The 15,832-nt window shown below is 64.4% G+C and carries 14 protein-coding genes; 5 read left to right on the top strand and 9 right to left on the bottom strand.

Going from position 1 to position 15,832, the window contains the following annotated elements; translation table 11 throughout:
- Positions 1–13: 13 nt before the first annotated feature.
- On the bottom strand, positions 14–814 hold the full coding sequence (locus QRN45_RS10490; RefSeq protein WP_241710271.1) for a lysophospholipid acyltransferase family protein: 801 nt from the start codon (positions 812–814) through the stop codon (positions 14–16).
- A 156-nt stretch (positions 815–970) separates the two neighbouring features.
- On the opposite strand from QRN45_RS10490, the gene QRN45_RS10485 reads away from it, so the two are divergent.
- Together QRN45_RS10485 and QRN45_RS10480 are read left to right on the top strand one after the other, a co-directional pair.
- Entirely contained in the window at positions 971–1,786 is an 816-nt protein-coding gene (locus QRN45_RS10485; RefSeq protein ID WP_284763263.1) for an alpha/beta hydrolase, read from the top strand.
- Positions 1,779–2,327 carry a hypothetical protein gene (locus tag QRN45_RS10480; RefSeq protein WP_284763261.1) on the top strand — a complete coding sequence of 183 codons (549 nt, stop codon included), beginning with the start codon at positions 1,779–1,781 and terminating at the stop codon, positions 2,325–2,327. Before QRN45_RS10485 ends, QRN45_RS10480 begins: the two co-directional genes overlap by 8 nt.
- Positions 2,328–2,401: 74 nt before the next feature.
- Here the strand turns inward: QRN45_RS10480 and QRN45_RS10475 are convergent, their stop codons facing one another.
- Positions 2,402–3,517, bottom strand: a complete 1,116-nt coding sequence (locus tag QRN45_RS10475; protein WP_241710268.1) for an ROK family glucokinase — start codon at positions 3,515–3,517, stop codon at positions 2,402–2,404.
- A 207-nt stretch (positions 3,518–3,724) separates the two neighbouring features.
- On the opposite strand from QRN45_RS10475, the gene QRN45_RS10470 reads away from it, so the two are divergent.
- A complete protein-coding gene (locus QRN45_RS10470) occupies positions 3,725–5,536 on the top strand; it encodes an AMP-dependent synthetase/ligase (protein ID WP_284763259.1) in 1,812 nt (603 codons plus the stop codon).
- A gap of 106 nt (positions 5,537–5,642) precedes the next feature.
- Here QRN45_RS10470 and QRN45_RS10465 read toward each other — a convergent pair whose 3' ends face one another.
- Entirely contained in the window at positions 5,643–9,038 is a 3,396-nt protein-coding gene (locus QRN45_RS10465) for a pyruvate carboxylase (RefSeq protein ID WP_284763258.1), read from the bottom strand.
- A 312-nt stretch (positions 9,039–9,350) separates the two neighbouring features.
- Here QRN45_RS10465 and QRN45_RS10460 point away from each other — a divergent pair, with 312 nt between their 5' ends.
- Positions 9,351–10,169, top strand: coding sequence for a ParA family protein (locus tag QRN45_RS10460; protein ID WP_078105593.1), 819 nt, complete (start codon positions 9,351–9,353; stop codon positions 10,167–10,169).
- Between the two features lie 143 nt (positions 10,170–10,312).
- Here QRN45_RS10460 and QRN45_RS10455 read toward each other — a convergent pair whose 3' ends face one another.
- From QRN45_RS10455 to gcvH, 5 genes are all read right to left on the bottom strand, one after another.
- Positions 10,313–10,906 (bottom strand): MerR family transcriptional regulator, encoded by a 594-nt coding sequence (locus tag QRN45_RS10455; RefSeq protein ID WP_078105594.1) that lies wholly within the window; start codon positions 10,904–10,906, stop codon positions 10,313–10,315.
- Between the two features lie 242 nt (positions 10,907–11,148).
- Entirely contained in the window at positions 11,149–11,652 is a 504-nt protein-coding gene (locus QRN45_RS10450) for a bifunctional nuclease family protein (protein WP_078105595.1), read from the bottom strand.
- The gene (gene ftsR / locus QRN45_RS10445) at positions 11,652–12,368 is read right to left on the bottom strand and encodes a transcriptional regulator FtsR (protein ID WP_078105625.1); all 717 of its coding nucleotides are present in this window, start codon (positions 12,366–12,368) and stop codon (positions 11,652–11,654) included. Before ftsR ends, QRN45_RS10450 begins: the two co-directional genes overlap by 1 nt.
- Before the next feature lie 20 nt (positions 12,369–12,388).
- Positions 12,389–12,868: an FHA domain-containing protein gene (locus QRN45_RS10440; protein ID WP_241710265.1), complete on the bottom strand. Its 480-nt coding sequence runs from the start codon at positions 12,866–12,868 to the stop codon at positions 12,389–12,391.
- A gap of 140 nt (positions 12,869–13,008) precedes the next feature.
- A complete protein-coding gene (gcvH, locus tag QRN45_RS10435; protein WP_078105597.1) occupies positions 13,009–13,395 on the bottom strand; it encodes a glycine cleavage system protein GcvH in 387 nt (128 codons plus the stop codon).
- A gap of 163 nt (positions 13,396–13,558) precedes the next feature.
- On the opposite strand from gcvH, the gene QRN45_RS10430 reads away from it, so the two are divergent.
- Complete coding sequence (locus QRN45_RS10430; RefSeq protein ID WP_284763257.1) at positions 13,559–14,452, top strand: DNA-formamidopyrimidine glycosylase family protein; 894 nt, start codon at positions 13,559–13,561, stop codon at positions 14,450–14,452.
- A gap of 21 nt (positions 14,453–14,473) precedes the next feature.
- Here the strand turns inward: QRN45_RS10430 and QRN45_RS10425 are convergent, their stop codons facing one another.
- Positions 14,474–15,697: an MFS transporter gene (locus QRN45_RS10425; protein ID WP_284763255.1), complete on the bottom strand. Its 1,224-nt coding sequence runs from the start codon at positions 15,695–15,697 to the stop codon at positions 14,474–14,476.
- Positions 15,698–15,832 lie beyond the last annotated feature (135 nt).

Raw genomic sequence — 15,832 nt, 5'->3', positions numbered from 1 at the left:
TATTCCACCGCCGTCACACTTTCCCGGCCACCGCGCCGTCGCCGTCCGGCCCCGAACCGTTGCCGGGGAGCCGCCTCCCCTTTTCACCGCCGTCGCGTGGATTCCCTTCTGACCCGCCGGCCGGCTCCGGAAGCTGCCCGGCGAGCCGCTGCTTGACGACGGCGGCGTACTCGTCCACGTATTCCTGACCGGAGAGCCGCATGAGTTCGTACATGATTTCGTCGGTCACGGCGCGTTGCACGGAATGGTCTTCCTCCTGGCCGTAATACCGGCTGAAGTCCATCGGTTGACCGAAAATGATCCCGATCCGGCGGATATTGGGCAAACGTTTGCCGATGGGCTGGACCTTCTCAGTGCCGATCATCGCCACGGGAACAACGGGCACCCGGGTCTGGAGTGCAAGTTTCGCGACCCCGACCTTGCCCCGGTAGAGCCTGGCGTCGGGACTGCGGGTGCCCTCGGGGTAGATGCCCAGCAGTCCGCCGTCGGCCAGGACGTCCCTGCCTGCCTGCAAGGACAGCTCGGACGCGGCACCGCCCGAACGGTCCATCGGCAACTGGTTGGTGAGCCGGAAGAACAAGGCCGTAAGCCTTCCTTTGAGACCGGTGCCCGTAAAGTACTCGGACTTGGCAAGGAAACTGACGCGCCGGGGCACCATCACCGGCATGAAGATCGAGTCCGAAAAGGACAAATGATTGGAAGCGAGAATCGCGGGGCCATCGTGGGGAACATTGTCGAGGCCCTTGACCCAGGGACGGAACAGCAATTTGAGAAGCGGACCCAAAAAGATCCGCTTCATGACCCAATAGAACACGTTGGTTCCTCTCCGGGGCGGCGTCTGCAAGGCGTCCGGACGGTGCCGGTCTGCATTCAGAAGCCACCCTACTCCAGTGAGAAATGTCCCGAACAGTGACACGATGGACTCATCACGGAAAGCAATGCCGCCAACTTCAGTAGCCTCGGAGTCATTATGAAAACTCTCCCCGATCCCTCGCCGTACGCCAGCGGCTTCACCGGTAGTGGACCCAGCATCGGCGTCGTGATGAGCCACGGCTTCACGGGCAGTCCGCACAGCATGCGCCCTTGGGCGGAGTATCTGGCCGCGGAGGGCTACGCGGTCCGCCTCCCGCTGCTTCCAGGCCATGGGACAACGTGGCAGGACATGGCAACGAGGCACTGGCAGGAGTGGCACCATGCGGTGGATGCCGCTTATCTCGAGCTTCAGGCCGAGTGTGACTTCGTCTTCGCCGCCGGCCTGTCGATGGGAGGAACGCTGGCCCTGCGGATCGCGGCCACGCGGCCCGTGGCCGGCACCGTCGTCGTCAATCCGGGACTGGTGATCGACGACCCGCGCGCCGCCGTGGTCGGCATCCTCAAGCACGTCATGAAATCCACCCCTGCCATCGCCAACGACATCCTCAAACCGGGCATGGATGAAGGAGCGTACCCCAGGACACCGGTTGCCGCCGCGCATGAGTTGAAAAAGATGTACAAGGACACCGTCACCCTGCTGCCCCGGATTTCCGAGCCGGTGCGCGTCTTCCGTTCCTCCGTGGACCACGTGGTTTCGGATCGAAGCATCAGGCAGTTGAAGGAGCGGGTCACGGCTCCGATGGAGTTCAGCACCCTGGAGAACAGCTACCACGTGGCTACGCTGGACAATGATGCTCCGGAGATTTTCCGGGGATCGGCCGAGTTCATCAGGAAGACAATGGCGGGAGTGGCAAGCAGTTCCGCCCCCGCTGGCCAGTCCGGCACCGAGCTCCGGGATTCACCCCATGAATAGGCCGGGGCCCGATTCCCCCGACCAGAGCGCCAACAAGGACGACGACGCCGTCTGGCTCGATCTGGTGGCCCGGCTTGAGTCGATGCCTTCCTCGGCGCTCGACGAAGCGCCGACGGCGGAGACGTCAGCGAGCGATTCCGGAACCGAGACGGGTACGGGTCCGGGTCCGCAGGACGTTCCTGGCCGGTCGTCGTCCCATTCCTTCCAGGACTTCGATCCCCTCGGGTTGTCCAAAAGGGGCGCTGCTGAAGAATCCGGGGGCAGCGGAGCTGCCGGTCCGCGCGACTACGACGTCGACGACGAAAACGGCTTCGTCCCGGAGGAGCCGCCGAGCCTGGCCGGCACCGAACCGCTGACCATGCTCGCTTGGCTCGGAGCCGTGGGCGGCCCGCTTGCCCTGCTGTTCACCGCGATGTTCTGGCGCTCGGCACCGCTCCTGGCTGTGATGGGCATCCTGGCAACCTTCCTGGCCTCCGTTGTGTACCTCATCATGAAGCTGCCCCAGGAAAAAGACGAGAACGACGACGGCGCACGCGTCTGAGCGGACTGCCGCCCTGCGCATCCCTCGCGGCTGAGCGGACTCCCCCCTGCCCATACCCTCGCGGCTGGGGCCTGCTAGCCGCGTGCCCGGCCGCTGACCCTTGACAGGTCGGCGGCACCGATCATCCCGGCCCGCGGTCCGAGTGCGGCAAGCTTGATGGCGGCCACGGGACGGAAGCCGCGGCCCGTGAGGTTCCGGGCGAAGGCTGTCCGCGCAGGGCCGACAAGAAGCTCACCGGCGTCGCACAGCCCGCCGCCGATCACAAATGTTCCTGGGTCAAGCGCAGCCGCGAGGTTTGCAAGGCCAAGCCCGAGCCAGTGCCCCACTTCTTCCAGGAGCTCCCTCGACGCGGAGTCCCCGGCTTTTGCCCGCTCCGTCACGGTTACGCCCGAGATGTTCCCGGCAGAGCCCCCGGCAGCCTTGAGCAATTCGAAGGCAACCGGTGAATTCCGCAGGGCAAGCTCCCGGGCTTCCCTGCCGAGCGCATTACCGGAAGCATATTGCTCCCAGCAGCCCCGGTTGCCGCATTCACAGCGATGGCCGCCGGGCACCACGATCTGGTGGCCGAACTCCCCCGCTACGCCGAACCGTCCACGCTCCACCCGTCCGTCCATGACCATGGCGCCACCGATGCCTGTGCCGAGCGTGATGCAGACGAGGCGGCTCTCCCCTTGCCCCGCTCCGAAGCGCCATTCGGCCCAGGCAGCGGCGTCGGCGTCGTTGGTGACGAGTACCGGGCGCCTCAACAGGTGCTGCAGGTTTTCACGCAACGGCTCGTTTCGCCAGGCGAGATGCGGGCTGAAAAGCACCGTGCCGCCGTCGAGGTCCATCCAGCCGGCGGCGCCGATCCCCACGGAGGCTATGCGTTGGCTCCTACCCAATTCCTGGACAAGCTCGACGATCACTTGCTCTACTGCCCGGGCGTCATTGCCCGGCGTGGAGCGCCACGCTTCTTCGACCACGCGGCCCGAGGGATCCACAACTCCGGCTGCCACCTTCGTGCCGCCGATGTCGATGCCGATCGCCAAGCCCCTGCGGCCGAGATGGGAACGGCGCGCGGCCCACGGCACCGATTCCCAACGAAGGCCTCCGTGTGTGGAGCCGGCGCGCCGGCCGGTTGCGTTCGAACCGGACCAGGAAATCTTCCGGACTCTTGCCGGGATCTGGTCGTTGGATGAATTCAAGGGCATGTCGCCATCCTATTCCGCGTGCCGCATATGTACTGACATGGACGCTGCGCGGAGGGAACGTTCACACGCCCGCATTGGCGGAATTCTACGCTTCACGTAAAGTTACTCATCAGTAACTTGAGTATCGTGAATTGCGACACACCCATTACTTGGCCGTATAGAGTTAGAGCAGCCCCGCAATGGTCTGTTGATATCGAAGGAGCTATCGTGCGTGAATTCAGTGTTCCGCCCCTGGTGAATGTTGCCCCCGAAACCAACATCACGGACCTCGTGGTTCGTCAGGCCGCCAAGGCGTCCAACCCGGCACTGTTTGCCAAGCTCAACAGCGCCGGCCAATGGCAGGATATCCGGGCAACGGACTTCCTCAAGGACGTGTCGGCACTCGCCAAGGGACTGATCGCCAACGGCGTCAGCGTGGGCGACCGCGTGGGCATCATGTCCAGGACCCGCTACGAGTGGTCCCTCGTGGACTTCGCCATCTGGTTTGCCGGCGGCATTTCCGTGCCGATCTATGAAACGTCGTCGCCGTCGCAAGTGGCCTGGAACCTCGGCGACTCCGGCGCGGTGGCCGCATTCGCCGAGTCCCCGCACCACGAAGACGTGATCCGGCAGGCCGTTACCGGAGAAGGCCTCGGCTCAGTCGCCCATGTCTGGCAGCTCGAAGGCGGCGGCCTTGACGCACTCCGCAACTCCGGCAGCGCCGTCAGCGACGAGGAACTCGAGGCGCGCCGCAGCAGCGCGGAACTGGCCGACGTCGCCACGATCATCTACACTTCGGGCACCACAGGCCGCCCGAAGGGTTGCGAACTCACGCACGGCAACTTCGTGGAACTCTCGGAGAACGCCTTGGCCTCCCTCGGGAACGTCGTCAACGAGAACGCCAAGACCATCATGTTCCTTCCGCTGGCCCACGTCTTTGCCCGTTTCATCTCGGTCCTGGCCGTCGCCGCGGGGGCCCAAGTGGCGCACACGCCCGATATCAAGAACCTCTTGGCGGACCTGCAGAGCTTCCAGCCCTCCTTCATCCTGGCTGTCCCCCGCGTCTTCGAGAAGGTCTTCAACTCGGCCCTCACCAAGGCAGAGGACGGTGGCAAGGGCGCCATCTTCCACAAGGCCGTGGACACCGCGATCGCCTACTCGAAGGCGCAGCAGTCGGGATCCGTCGGCTTGGTGCTCAGGCTCAAGCATGCAGTCTTCGACCGTTTGGTGTACGGGAAGCTTCGCGCTGCCATGGGTGGCCATGTCAGCCACGCCGTCTCCGGCGGTGGCCCGCTCGGCGAACGGCTGGGCCATTTCTTCCACGGTATCGGCCTGCAGATCCTGGAAGGCTACGGCCTCACGGAGACCACGGCGCCCATATCAGTCAACACCCCGTCCCTGATCAAGATCGGCACGGTGGGGGCGCCGCTCCCCGGCAATGCGGTCAGGATCGCCGACGACGGCGAAATCCTCGCCAAGGGCGTCTGCGTCATGAGGGGCTACTTCAAGCGGGATGACCTTGCCGCGGAAACCTTCGTGGACGGCTGGTTCCGCACGGGTGACATCGGCGAACTGGATGAACAGGGGTTCCTGAAGATCACCGGCCGCAAGAAGGAAATCATCGTCACCGCCAGCGGCAAGAACGTGGTGCCCGCCCTGCTGGAGGACCAGATCCGCGCGGACGCGCTGGTGTCCCAAGTCCTCGTCATCGGCGACAACCGGCCCTTCATCGGCGCGCTGGTCACCCTCGACGAGGAAGCCCTGCCCGGCTGGCTGGAGCGCCATGGCCTTCCCTCATCCACGACGACGACCGCTGCCGCGGACAACGCCCTTGTCCGGGCGGCGGTCCAGGAATTGATCAGCCACGCGAATCAGTCCGTCTCGCATGCGGAGGCCATCAAGTCGTTCCGGATCGTGCCGTCCGACTTCACCGAGGCTTCCGGCCACCTCACGCCGTCGCTGAAGGTCAAGCGCGCCCAGGTCATGAAGGACTTCGACGCCGTGATCGAGGAAATGTACTCGGCGCCCAAGGCGTCCTGACGCGACGCACGCGCCGCACGCGACGCATCGGTCAAAGCAATGAAGGAAGGTCCCGGGCTTTAGCCCGGGACCTTCCTTCATGTGTGCTCCGCGGAGGAGCGGGCCGCTATTCGACCACGATGAGCAGATCGCCGCCCTGGACCTGCTCCACGTTGTTGATGGCGAGGCGCGAGACCGTGCCGGCCACCGGCGTCGTGATGGACGCCTCCATCTTCATTGCCTCGATAGTGGCGACGGTGTCGCCGGCCTTGACGGCGTCCCCGGCTTTGACGGTCAGCGTCACGGCGCCGGCGAACGGCGCTGCGACCTGGCCGGGCTGGGACGCATCCGCCTTCTCCGCCGCCTTCACGTTGCTGACGACGGACTTGTCGCGGACCACCACGGGGCGGGACTGGCCGTTGAGCTTGCACATGACGGTGCGCATGCCCTTTTCGTCAGGCTCCGAGACTGCTTCCAGGGAAGCGATCAGGCGCACGCCCTTTTCGAGCTCCATGACGTGTTCGGTACCGAGCTGGAGACCGTAGAGGTAGTCGCGGGTATCGAGCACCGACAGGTTGCCGTAGGTATCCACGCTCTTGAGGTAGTCCTTGGTGGGGCCCGCGAACAGCAACCGGTTCAGGGTCCTCTGGCGGGTCTTCGAATCACCCTTGAGCGCCGCGCTGTCTTCGGCGCTCAATTCGACGTCGCGGACCTTGATGCTGCGGCCCTGGAGCGCCTTGGTGCGGAACGGCTCCGGCCATCCTCCGGGAGGATCTCCCAGTTCACCCGACAGGAAGCCGATGACGGAGTCCGGGATGTCGTAGTTCTGCGGGTTCTCGTTGAAGTCCGCAGGATCCGCATGGATTCCCACGAGGTGCAGGGCGAGATCACCGACCACCTTGGACGATGGCGTGACCTTCACCAAACGGCCCAGAATACGGTCCGCGGCGGTGTACATGTCCTCGATGGCCTCGAAACGCTCGCCAAGGCCGAGCGCGATGGCCTGCTGGCGCAGGTTGGACAGCTGGCCGCCCGGGATTTCGTGCTGGTAGACCCGGCCCGTAGGACCGGGAAGCCCGGATTCGAACGGTGCGTAGACCCGCCGGACCGCCTCCCAATAGGGCTCCATGGAGCTCACGCTGGCCAGGCTGAGCCCGGTATCGCGCGGCGTGTGTGCCAATGCGGCCACGAGGGCCGACGCCGACGGCTGGCTCGTGGTACCCGCCAGGGACGCTGACGCGACGTCGACGGCGTCCACGCCGGCGTCCACAGCCGCCAGCAAGGTGGCCAGTTGGCCGCCTGCGGTGTCGTGGGTGTGCAGGTGGACAGGCAGGTCGAAGCGTTCGCGCAAGGCGCTGACAAGCTTGGCTGCGGCCGCCGGGCGAAGCAGCCCGGCCATGTCCTTGATGGCGAGGATGTGCGCACCGGCGTCGACGATCTTCTGGGCGAGGTCCAGGTAGTAGTCGAGGGTGTACAGGGTCTCGTCCGGGTCGAGGAGATCGCCGGTGTAGCAGAGTGCCACCTCAGCTACCGCGGTGCCGGTGGCCCGCACGGCGCGGATGGCAGGAGCCATCTGGTTGACGTCGTTGAGGGCGTCGAAGATGCGGAAGATGTCGATGCCCGTTGCCGCGGCCTCGTTGACGAATGCCTCGGTGACTTCCTCCGGGTAGGGCGTGTACCCGACCGTGTTGCGGCCACGCAGCAGCATCTGCAGGCAGACATTGGGCAGGGCCTTGCGCAGGGCGGCCAGCCGGTCCCAGGGATCCTCGCCGAGGAAGCGCAGGGCGACGTCGTAGGTGGCGCCGCCCCAGGCTTCGACCGACAGCAGCTCGGGCAGCAGCGCGGAGACCGCAGGGCCGGCCGCGACGAGGTCGCGGGTACGGACACGGGTGGCGAGCAGCGACTGGTGCGCGTCGCGGAATGTTGTGTCGGTGACGGCGACGGCGGTCTGTTCGCGCAGCGCCTCCGCGAAGCCAACGGGACCGAGCTCCTGCAGCTTCTGGCGCGAACCGGCCGGTGCAACGATCCCTGCAACCGAAGGGAGCTTGGCCGCGGGATCCGTGTGGACTTTGAGTTCGCCGTTGGGCTTGTTGACCGTCACGTCGGCCAACCAGGTCAGCAGCTTGGTTCCGCGGTCCGCGGAGACGTGGGACTTCAGCAGTTCAGGACGTTTGTCGATGAAGTCGGTCGCCACGTTGCCGGCAATGAAGTCGGGGTCCGCGAGGACGGCCTGGAGGAAGGGGATGTTTGTGGACACGCCACGGATCCGGAACTCTGCCAGACCGCGCCGGGCACGGGCCACTGCGGCCGGGTAGTCGCGTCCGCGGCAGGTCAGCTTGACCAACATGGAGTCGAAGTGCGGGCTGATCTCGGCACCCGAGTAGACCGTGCCGCCGTCGAGACGGACACCGGCGCCGCCGGCCGAACGGTAGCCGGTGATCTTTCCGACGTCGGGCCGGAAGCCATTGGCGGGATCTTCCGTGGTGATGCGGCACTGCAGGGCGGCGCCCTTGATGGATACCGACTCCTGGCTCAAGCCGAGGTCTGCGAGTGTCTCGCCCGAGGCAATGCGCATCTGCGCCTGGACGAGGTCCACGTCCGTGATTTCCTCGGTGACCGTGTGCTCAACCTGGATGCGCGGGTTCATCTCGATGAAGACGTGCTGGCCGGCCCGTTCGCCCTCGGTGTCCACGAGGAACTCGACCGTTCCGGCGTTGACGTAGTTCAGGGCCTTGGCGAAAGCCACAGCATCCCGGTAGAGGGCCTGGCGGATTGACTCGTCCAGGTTGGGAGCCGGAGCGATTTCCACGACTTTCTGGTGGCGGCGCTGCAGGGAACAGTCGCGCTCGAAGAGATGCATGACATTGCCCTCGGCGTCCGCCAGGATCTGTACCTCGATGTGACGGGGACGCAGCACGGCCTGCTCCAGGAACATGGTGGGATCGCCGAACGCGGCGTCCGCCTCACGCATGGCCGACTGGAGGGCTTCCGGAAGGTCCTCGCGGGTCTCCACCCGGCGCATGCCGCGGCCGCCGCCACCGGCGACAGCCTTGGCGAAGATCGGGAATCCGACCTCGTCCGCCGCGGCGATGAGCTCGTCGATGTCACGGGACGGCGCACTCGACTTCAAGACCGGCACGCCGGCCTTGCGGGCGGCCTCGAGAGCGGCGACCTTGTTGCCCGCGAGCTCAAGCACCTCCGCCGGAGGGCCGACAAACGTAATGCCCGCCTCTTGGGCTGCCCGGGCGAGGTCAGGGTTTTCCGACAGGAATCCGTAGCCCGGGTAGATTGCGTCCGCACCCGCTTCCTTGGCGACCCGGACGATTTCATCCACGTCCAGGTAAGCGCGGACCGGATGACCCTCCTTGCCAATCAGATAGGCCTCATCAGCCTTCTGACGGTGGATCGAATTGCGATCCTCATACGGGAAGACCGCTACGGTCTTGGCGCCGAGTTCGTAGCCGGCGCGGAAGGCCCTGATCGCGATTTCGCCGCGATTAGCCACCAGAATCTTGGAAAACATGCTTCTCCTGCATCATTGCGGGTGTAACGGTCGGTGGTCACAGTGTGTAAGACCTCCATACCCAAACACAAATCTTTGTGGTGACTGTCACACGGGAATTCGTCACGAGCAGTGTACCTTCGCGCACGATGCAGTTTCACGTGCTAAAAGGCGATCGACTTCGGACGGCCCAAGCCGTTCCGGGCCGATAAGGCAGGAAACAGCGGCCACTCAACATATGATGTTGAAGGGCAGCGGCAGAGCCCCGGTTCCGGCAAGGCCGGAACACAAGCACCGCGACACGGCAACCGGCGTTAGGTTTTGGGTTTTCAAGTGCAAGTAGTCAGCATCAGCAGCCTCAAAGGCGGCGTGGGCAAGACATCCGTAACCACTGGGCTAGCCTCGGCCGCATTGGCCGCAGGGATCCCCACCCTTGTCGTGGACCTGGATCCCCACGCGGACGCCACCACGGCCCTCGGCGTCCAGGCCGGCGAGCAACTCGACATTGGCCGCATGCTGAAGAACCCCCGCAAGGCGAGGCTCTTGGACAACGTGGTCAGCAGCGGCTGGGTTGACCACCCCCGAGGCAATGGCGGAGGGACGGCCCTTGATGTCGCCGTCGGATCCGCCTACACCGGAATCTACGATCGGCCGGACCTTGGGCGCCGCGATCTCCGCCGCCTGACGGCAGTCCTTGCCGCGGCCGAAAAGTACGAGCTGGTACTCGTGGACTGTCCGCCGTCCCTCAACGGCCTCACACGCATGGCCTGGACCGCGAGTGACCGCGTGGTCCTCGTCGCCGAGCCGGGGCTCTTCTCGGTAGCCGGCACGGAACGCACCATGCGCGCCATCCAACTGTTCCGCCAGGAGTTCGCCCCCCAGCTGGCCCCGGCAGGGATCGTTGCCAACCGCGTCCGTCCCGCCTCGTCCGAGCACACCTTCCGCCTCGCCGAGATGGAATCCATGTTCGGCGAGCTCCTGCTGGCACCGCACATTCCGGAGCAGGCCAACTGGCAGCAAATCCAGGGGGCCGCCCACGCAGTTCACCACTGGCCGGGCGACTCCGCCAAGAACACCGCCAAGCTGTTCGACACGCTTCTGGCGAATATGTTGTCCTCCCACAACGGCACGCGGGACCGCCGCAAACGCTGACGGGAGTCCTCGGGGCAGAAGCCGCCCTTTCGAGATCATCGATCGTCGAGAAAAGCCAATGGAGCCGCCTTCCTGTTGGAAGGCGGCTCCATTGGTCTTCAGTGGCATCTTCTGTGGCCGCTGGCGGCAAACCCGACGGCGGTTCAGCCCGTCCGGCGCGCGGAGCGGCGCTTACTGAGTTCGTCGTCCGGAAATGACTGTTCTGCGGCGTGTTCGCTCGGAAGGGCGGCAAGGCTGCCCTCGACTTCGCGCCACACGCGGCCTACCGCGATGCCGAATACTCCCTGGCCGCCCTGCACCAGGTCAATGACTTCGTCCGCGGAAGTACATTCATAGACGCTCGCGCCGTCGCTCATGAGCGTGATCTGCGCCAGGTCTTCCACTCCCCGTTCGCGCAAATGTTCAACGGCCGTGCGGATCTGCTGAAGGGACACACCTGTATCCAGGAGGCGCTTGACGACCTTGAGTACCAGGATGTCCCGGAAGCCATACAGGCGCTGCGATCCGGAACCGGCGGCGCCCCGCACTGCGGGTTCAACAAGTCCAGTACGTGCCCAGTAGTCCAGCTGACGGTAGGTAATCCCTGCCGCCTTGCACGCGGTGGGGCCACGGTAGCCGGCATCTTCGTCCAGGACCGGAAGGTCCTCGGTGAAAAGCAGACCCTGGGCACCGCTTGCGGGTACAGCAACGCCTGTCGAGGCCTGCTTTAGCTCGCCTGCTTCGCCTTTGGGACTCACGTGACCCTCCTTGTCAGAAGTTCCCTTGGGGATGGTGCATACGGGGGCAACACGAAAAGGGGAAATGCACTCGTGTAATTTCAACGCGTCCGCACCTTTCAGTGTGACCTGCGCGGGTCCTGTACGCAACGGGAACTTGATATCTTCGACGTTAGGCGTGCCGGGGCCTCAGGTCAAAGACGTCCGGGCCCTTTTCGGATCGTGTCGAAACTTTCATCCTCCACTTTAACCTTAGGCTGCCTTCAGCCTTCGAAATCCTCAGGCTCCACATCGTCCAGGAACTCCCGGAAACGGCGCAATTCCCGCTCTTCGTCGACTTCGGGACCCGGTTCGGCGTCTTCGCCTTCGTCGTGTTCCGTGATCCGGACGCCGGCTTCGTCCATCACGGCGTCGGCGCACCAGATGCGGCATTTCGCCCGCAACGCAAGCGCCAGCGCGTCGGAAGCGCGGGAACTCACCACAGTGCCGTCGTCGAACTGGAGCTGGCCGTAGAAGATGTTGTCCTCGACCGCCACGATGTTCACGCTGATGATCGTGTGGCCGAGCGCCTCCACGACGTCGATCATCAAATCGTGGGTCATGGGCCGGGGCGGCACCACGCCTTGTTGAGCCAGGGCGATGGCGCTGGCTTCGGGCGTGCCGATCCAAATGGGAACATGGCGTTCCCCGTGCATCTCACGCAAGAGGACCAAGGGCTGGTTTGAAGGCAGTTCAATCCGCACTCCAACGATTTCGACCTCAATCATCATGCATCCATACGGGAGATACGGTCCTGCACCAAAGCTCGATGCAGGCTGAGACAGAGTTCGCTGATTTCCCGGGCGGCTTCGGCAGCCCGGGATTGCGATGCCGCATCCTTGCGGGACGTCAAGGGAGCGACAACCCGTTCCACCAAGCCGAACTCGCGCTCAGCTGCCGCCTGGAAGGGACGGAGGTGCCGCGGTTCAAGTCCGTGGCTTTCAAGTTGGACACACGCGCGCGCCACTTGGAGGGCGTGTTCGTCGAATTTGCCGTTGACGTGGCTGATGAGCCCATAACTGAGGAGTGACTGCAGGAGCGGAACGCTGGCGCCGGATTCCGTCCGCAGCTGTTCCTCGCTCAGGGCACGTGCGCGGCCCTGCAGCTCGGCCGCGAGTTCATCCGAGACAATACGGGGGGAAACCGACACACCCGGCGGGAGGTTTTCGGGGCGCTCTCCACGGTCGATCGCGTCGAGGTAGTCCTTGATGACTTTAAGGGGCAGGTACTGGTCACGCTGGAGGGACAGCACGAAGCGCAGGCGTTCGACGTCGCTTTCGGCGTATTGCCGGTAACCGGCGGGCGTACGCTTCGGATTGATCAGTCCCTTTTCCTCAAGAAAACGGATCTTGGACGCCGTCATGGTAGGAAAGTCGTCGCTGAGTTGCGCGAGGACCTCTCCGATGTTGAGGACCTGCGGTCCTCGCCGTTCCGGCTGGGGCAGTGCCACAGGCGTACCCGGAATCAGTCTTGGCCTGCTGCGCGGGCAGGGCTCAGGTAGTAGGTGAGGCGGAACTTGCCGATCTGAACCTCGCTGCCGTTCTTGAGCAGCACGTTGTCCACCCGGTCCTGGTTGACATAGGTGCCGTTGAGGCTGCCGGTGTCGACGACTTCGAAGCCCTCGGGGGTGCGTACGAATTCCACGTGCTTCCGCGAAACCGTCACGTCATCCAGGAAGATGTCCGCATCCGGGTGTCGGCCGGCAGTGGTGGTGTCCGAGTCCAGGAGGAACCGCGCACCAGCGTTGGGGCCGGTGTGGGCAATGAGCAGGGCCGAGCCAGGAGGCAATGCCTGCACCGCGGCGCGTTCTTCGGCTGCCAGAGGCGGGCGGTCATCCGGCTCGTGATGGCGCACCGGGGTGAGCTGGATCGAGGTGGTCTCCGAGGTTGGCTGTCCTACAGCACCGTGCTCGTCCCGGGCGTGGTTCCGCTTACCGCCAACCATGGAATTCCTCCTCATCCGCCGGCCGTTGTCACCAACTGCCGGTTACGCAACTGCCCGGTTCCCCGGGCCAAACAGGTCGCTGGCCCGCCGCCGTCGCTCCCCTGTTCCGGGGAGAACCGACTTGGCGGGCCAGATACCATTTAGCCTACCTGTTGTTCGTACTCTGATGCACTGAGAAGGGTCTCGATGGCGTCAGCTTCCGAAAGCTTTACTTCGAACAGCCAGCCGTCACCGTAGGGATCCGAGTTGATCAGGGCAGAGTCGGTGTCGAGAGCCTCGTTGCGGGAGACAATTTCGCCGCTGACCGGGGCGTATATGTCGCTCACGCTCTTCGTGGATTCCACTTCACCCACGACGTCGTTGCCCTTCACCGTAGTGCCGGGCTCGGGAAGCTGGGCATAGACGACATCGCCGAGGGCATCCTGGGCGAAGTCCGTGATGCCGACGCGCACGACGCCGTCTGCATTCGGGGCGCTGACCCATTCATGTTCGGCGGTGTAGGAAAGATCGGCAGGAATGTTGCTCATGAGTCGCCTTTCATCGGGACATTTCGGACCACGACGGCGGCCCGGTCATCCGGCCACCGCTGAAAGTATAAGCACATCCATGCCTCCTCCCCACAGGTGTCTGGAATGATTGGAAGCAGACTCGAGACGCATATTCCTGCACCGCCGTCGAAGGAGCGCGATCATGCCGGAACTGCCCGAAATCACTGCCCTGGGGGACTTTCTGGACGAGAAGCTGGCCGGGGCCCAGCTCACCCAGGTATTGCTACCATCGGCGTTTCCCCTGAAAGTAGCGGATGTTCCCCACGAATCCTTGGTCGGGCGGACCGTCGAATCCGTCGGACGGCGGGGCAAATTCCTCGTTTTCGAGATCGCTCCCGAGGCTCCGGACAGCGGAGGCTTTGCAGAGGCCCTGTACGTGATCGTCAGTTTCGCGAAGTCCGGCTGGCTCACCTTCTCGGACAAGAAGCCCGGAGACGAAGCGCCTGCTATGGGCGGATATTTCGCGGCGCAATTGGACTTTTCCAACGATGGCAGCGATTTTGGCATCACGCTTACCGACACCGGAACGTGGAAGGGACTGGCCATCTTCATCGTTCGCCAGCCGGAGGACGTCCATGGCATTGCCGAGCTTGGGCCGGATCCCCTTGACCCCGCCTTCGGCCTGGACGAGTTCAGCCGGCTTTTCACGCACCGGCAGCAGATCAAGGGAATCCTGAAGAACCAAAAGCTTATGGCGGGCATCGGGAACGCCTACAGTGACGAAATCCTCCATGCGGCGAAGCTCTCTCCCGTTGCCCACGCTTCTTCGTTGGACCCGGACGCAGTGAAGCGTCTCTTCACCACGATGCAGGACATTCTCACGGGTGCCATCAAGGGGCTGTCGGGCAAGAAACCGGAAGAGCTGAAGGCGGCCAAGAAAGCCTCGATGAGCGTGCATGGCAGGACCGGCGAGCCTTGCCCGGTCTGCGGGGACACCGTGCGCGAGGTTGCCTTCGTGGGGACTTCGCTGCAGTACTGCCCTACGTGCCAGACCAACGGCGAGATCCTGGCCAAACGCCGTTCGGGCGAAGACTGATCCTGAGGGACCTGCTTTTCGCTAGGCGACCGGTGCCTCCTCAGGTTCGCGTACGACGTCGGGGGCTGCTTGCGGGGCGGAAACGGACTGCGCCGCTCCCCCGCGCCGCGCAGCCGCCGCGGCAGCAATCATGACGAGCAGGGCCGCTACGGTGATGGCGGCACCGGCCCAGATCGGCGAGGTGTAGCCCAGGCCCATGGTGATGGTGACGCCGCCCAGCCAGGCGCCGAGGGCGTTGCCCAGGTTGAAGGCGCCGATATTCGCGCCGGAGGCGAGGGTGGGTGCGGTGGCGGCAAAGTGCATGACGCGCATCTGCAGTCCCGGAACGGTAGCGAAGCCGAAGCCGCCCATGAGTGCCAGCGAGAACAGGGTGGCCACCGGGCTCGCGGCGGTGAGTCCGAAGAACACGAGCACGAGCACCAGGCCCGCGAGGATGACCACAAGCGTGTTGTCGATGGATTTGTCGGCCGCTTTGCCGCCGGCGATGTTGCCGACGAACAGCCCGGCGCCAAACAGGACCAGGAGCCACGGGACGGCGCGGGGATCGAACCCGGAGACGTCGGTCAGGGTGAAGGCAATGTAGGTGAAGGCACCGAACATGCCGCCGAATCCGAGAATTGTGACGATAATCGACAGCCAGACCTGGCCGGACTTGAACGCGCCGAGCTCGCTGCGGAGGCTGCTGGCGACCACCCCTTCTTTAGTGCGCGGGACCATGAGGGCGATGCCGATGAAGGCGACGACGCCGATGATCGTGATGGCCCAGAAGGTGGACCGCCAGCCAAGGTTCTGGCCAAGGAAGGTTCCGAAGGGCACGCCCAGCACGTTCGCGGCGGTGAGGCCCGTGAACATGATGGCAATGGCTCCCGCCTTTTTGTGGGCCGGGACAAGGCCTGCCGCGACCACTGAGCCGATGCCGAAGAAGGCTCCGTGGCAGAGCGCTGCGACAATGCGTCCGATCAGCATTGCCTGGTAGCTGTCCGCGATGGCGGACAGGAAATTGCCCGCTATGAACAGGACGAGGAGCCCGATCAGCACAGGCTTGCGGGGCAGGCGGGTGACGGCCGCCGTAACCAGGAGGGCGCCGACCACGACGCTCAGCGCATAGCAGGTGATGAACCATCCGGCGGCCGCTTCGCTGACTCCGAAGTCGGTGGCAATTTCTGGCAAGAGGCCCATGATGACGAATTCGGTCAAGCCAATGCCGAATCCGCCGAGGGCAAGGGCGATCAACCCTGCGGGCATGTTGTTGCTCCTTTGTGGGGATGGATTCCCGTGAGACTGGAAGTGCGTCGCCGAGAACCGTAGAATATTAGTTGCAGACGCTGCATATATAGTTGCACACGCCATGTAATTGCGCAAGCAACTACTTTTGCGTGC

The sequence above is a fragment of the Arthrobacter sp. efr-133-R2A-63 genome, assembly GCF_030209795.1.
GTDB classification, from domain to species: Bacteria; Actinomycetota; Actinomycetes; order Actinomycetales; family Micrococcaceae; genus Arthrobacter; species Arthrobacter bambusae_A.
Note: the sequence above shows the minus strand (reverse complement) of the source record. Positions and strands in the feature narration are given on the sequence as shown.

Bases quoted from the DNA above. Each gene is read 5' to 3' on its own strand.
- QRN45_RS10485 (WP_284763263.1), top strand. From the start codon at position 971: ATGAAAACTCTCCCCGATCCCTCGCCGTACGCCAGCGGCTTCACCGGT.
- QRN45_RS10480 (WP_284763261.1), top strand. From the start codon at position 1,779: ATGAATAGGCCGGGGCCCGATTCCCCCGACCAGAGCGCCAACAAGGAC.
- QRN45_RS10475 (WP_241710268.1), bottom strand. From the start codon at position 3,517: ATGCCCTTGAATTCATCCAACGACCAGATCCCGGCAAGAGTCCGGAAG.
- QRN45_RS10465 (WP_284763258.1), bottom strand. From the start codon at position 9,038: ATGTTTTCCAAGATTCTGGTGGCTAATCGCGGCGAAATCGCGATCAGG.
- QRN45_RS10450 (WP_078105595.1), bottom strand. From the start codon at position 11,652: ATGATTGAGGTCGAAATCGTTGGAGTGCGGATTGAACTGCCTTCAAAC.
- QRN45_RS10440 (WP_241710265.1), bottom strand. From the start codon at position 12,868: ATGGTTGGCGGTAAGCGGAACCACGCCCGGGACGAGCACGGTGCTGTA.
- gcvH (WP_078105597.1), bottom strand. From the start codon at position 13,395: ATGAGCAACATTCCTGCCGATCTTTCCTACACCGCCGAACATGAATGG.
- QRN45_RS10430 (WP_284763257.1), top strand. From the start codon at position 13,559: ATGCCGGAACTGCCCGAAATCACTGCCCTGGGGGACTTTCTGGACGAG.
- QRN45_RS10425 (WP_284763255.1), bottom strand. From the start codon at position 15,697: ATGCCCGCAGGGTTGATCGCCCTTGCCCTCGGCGGATTCGGCATTGGC.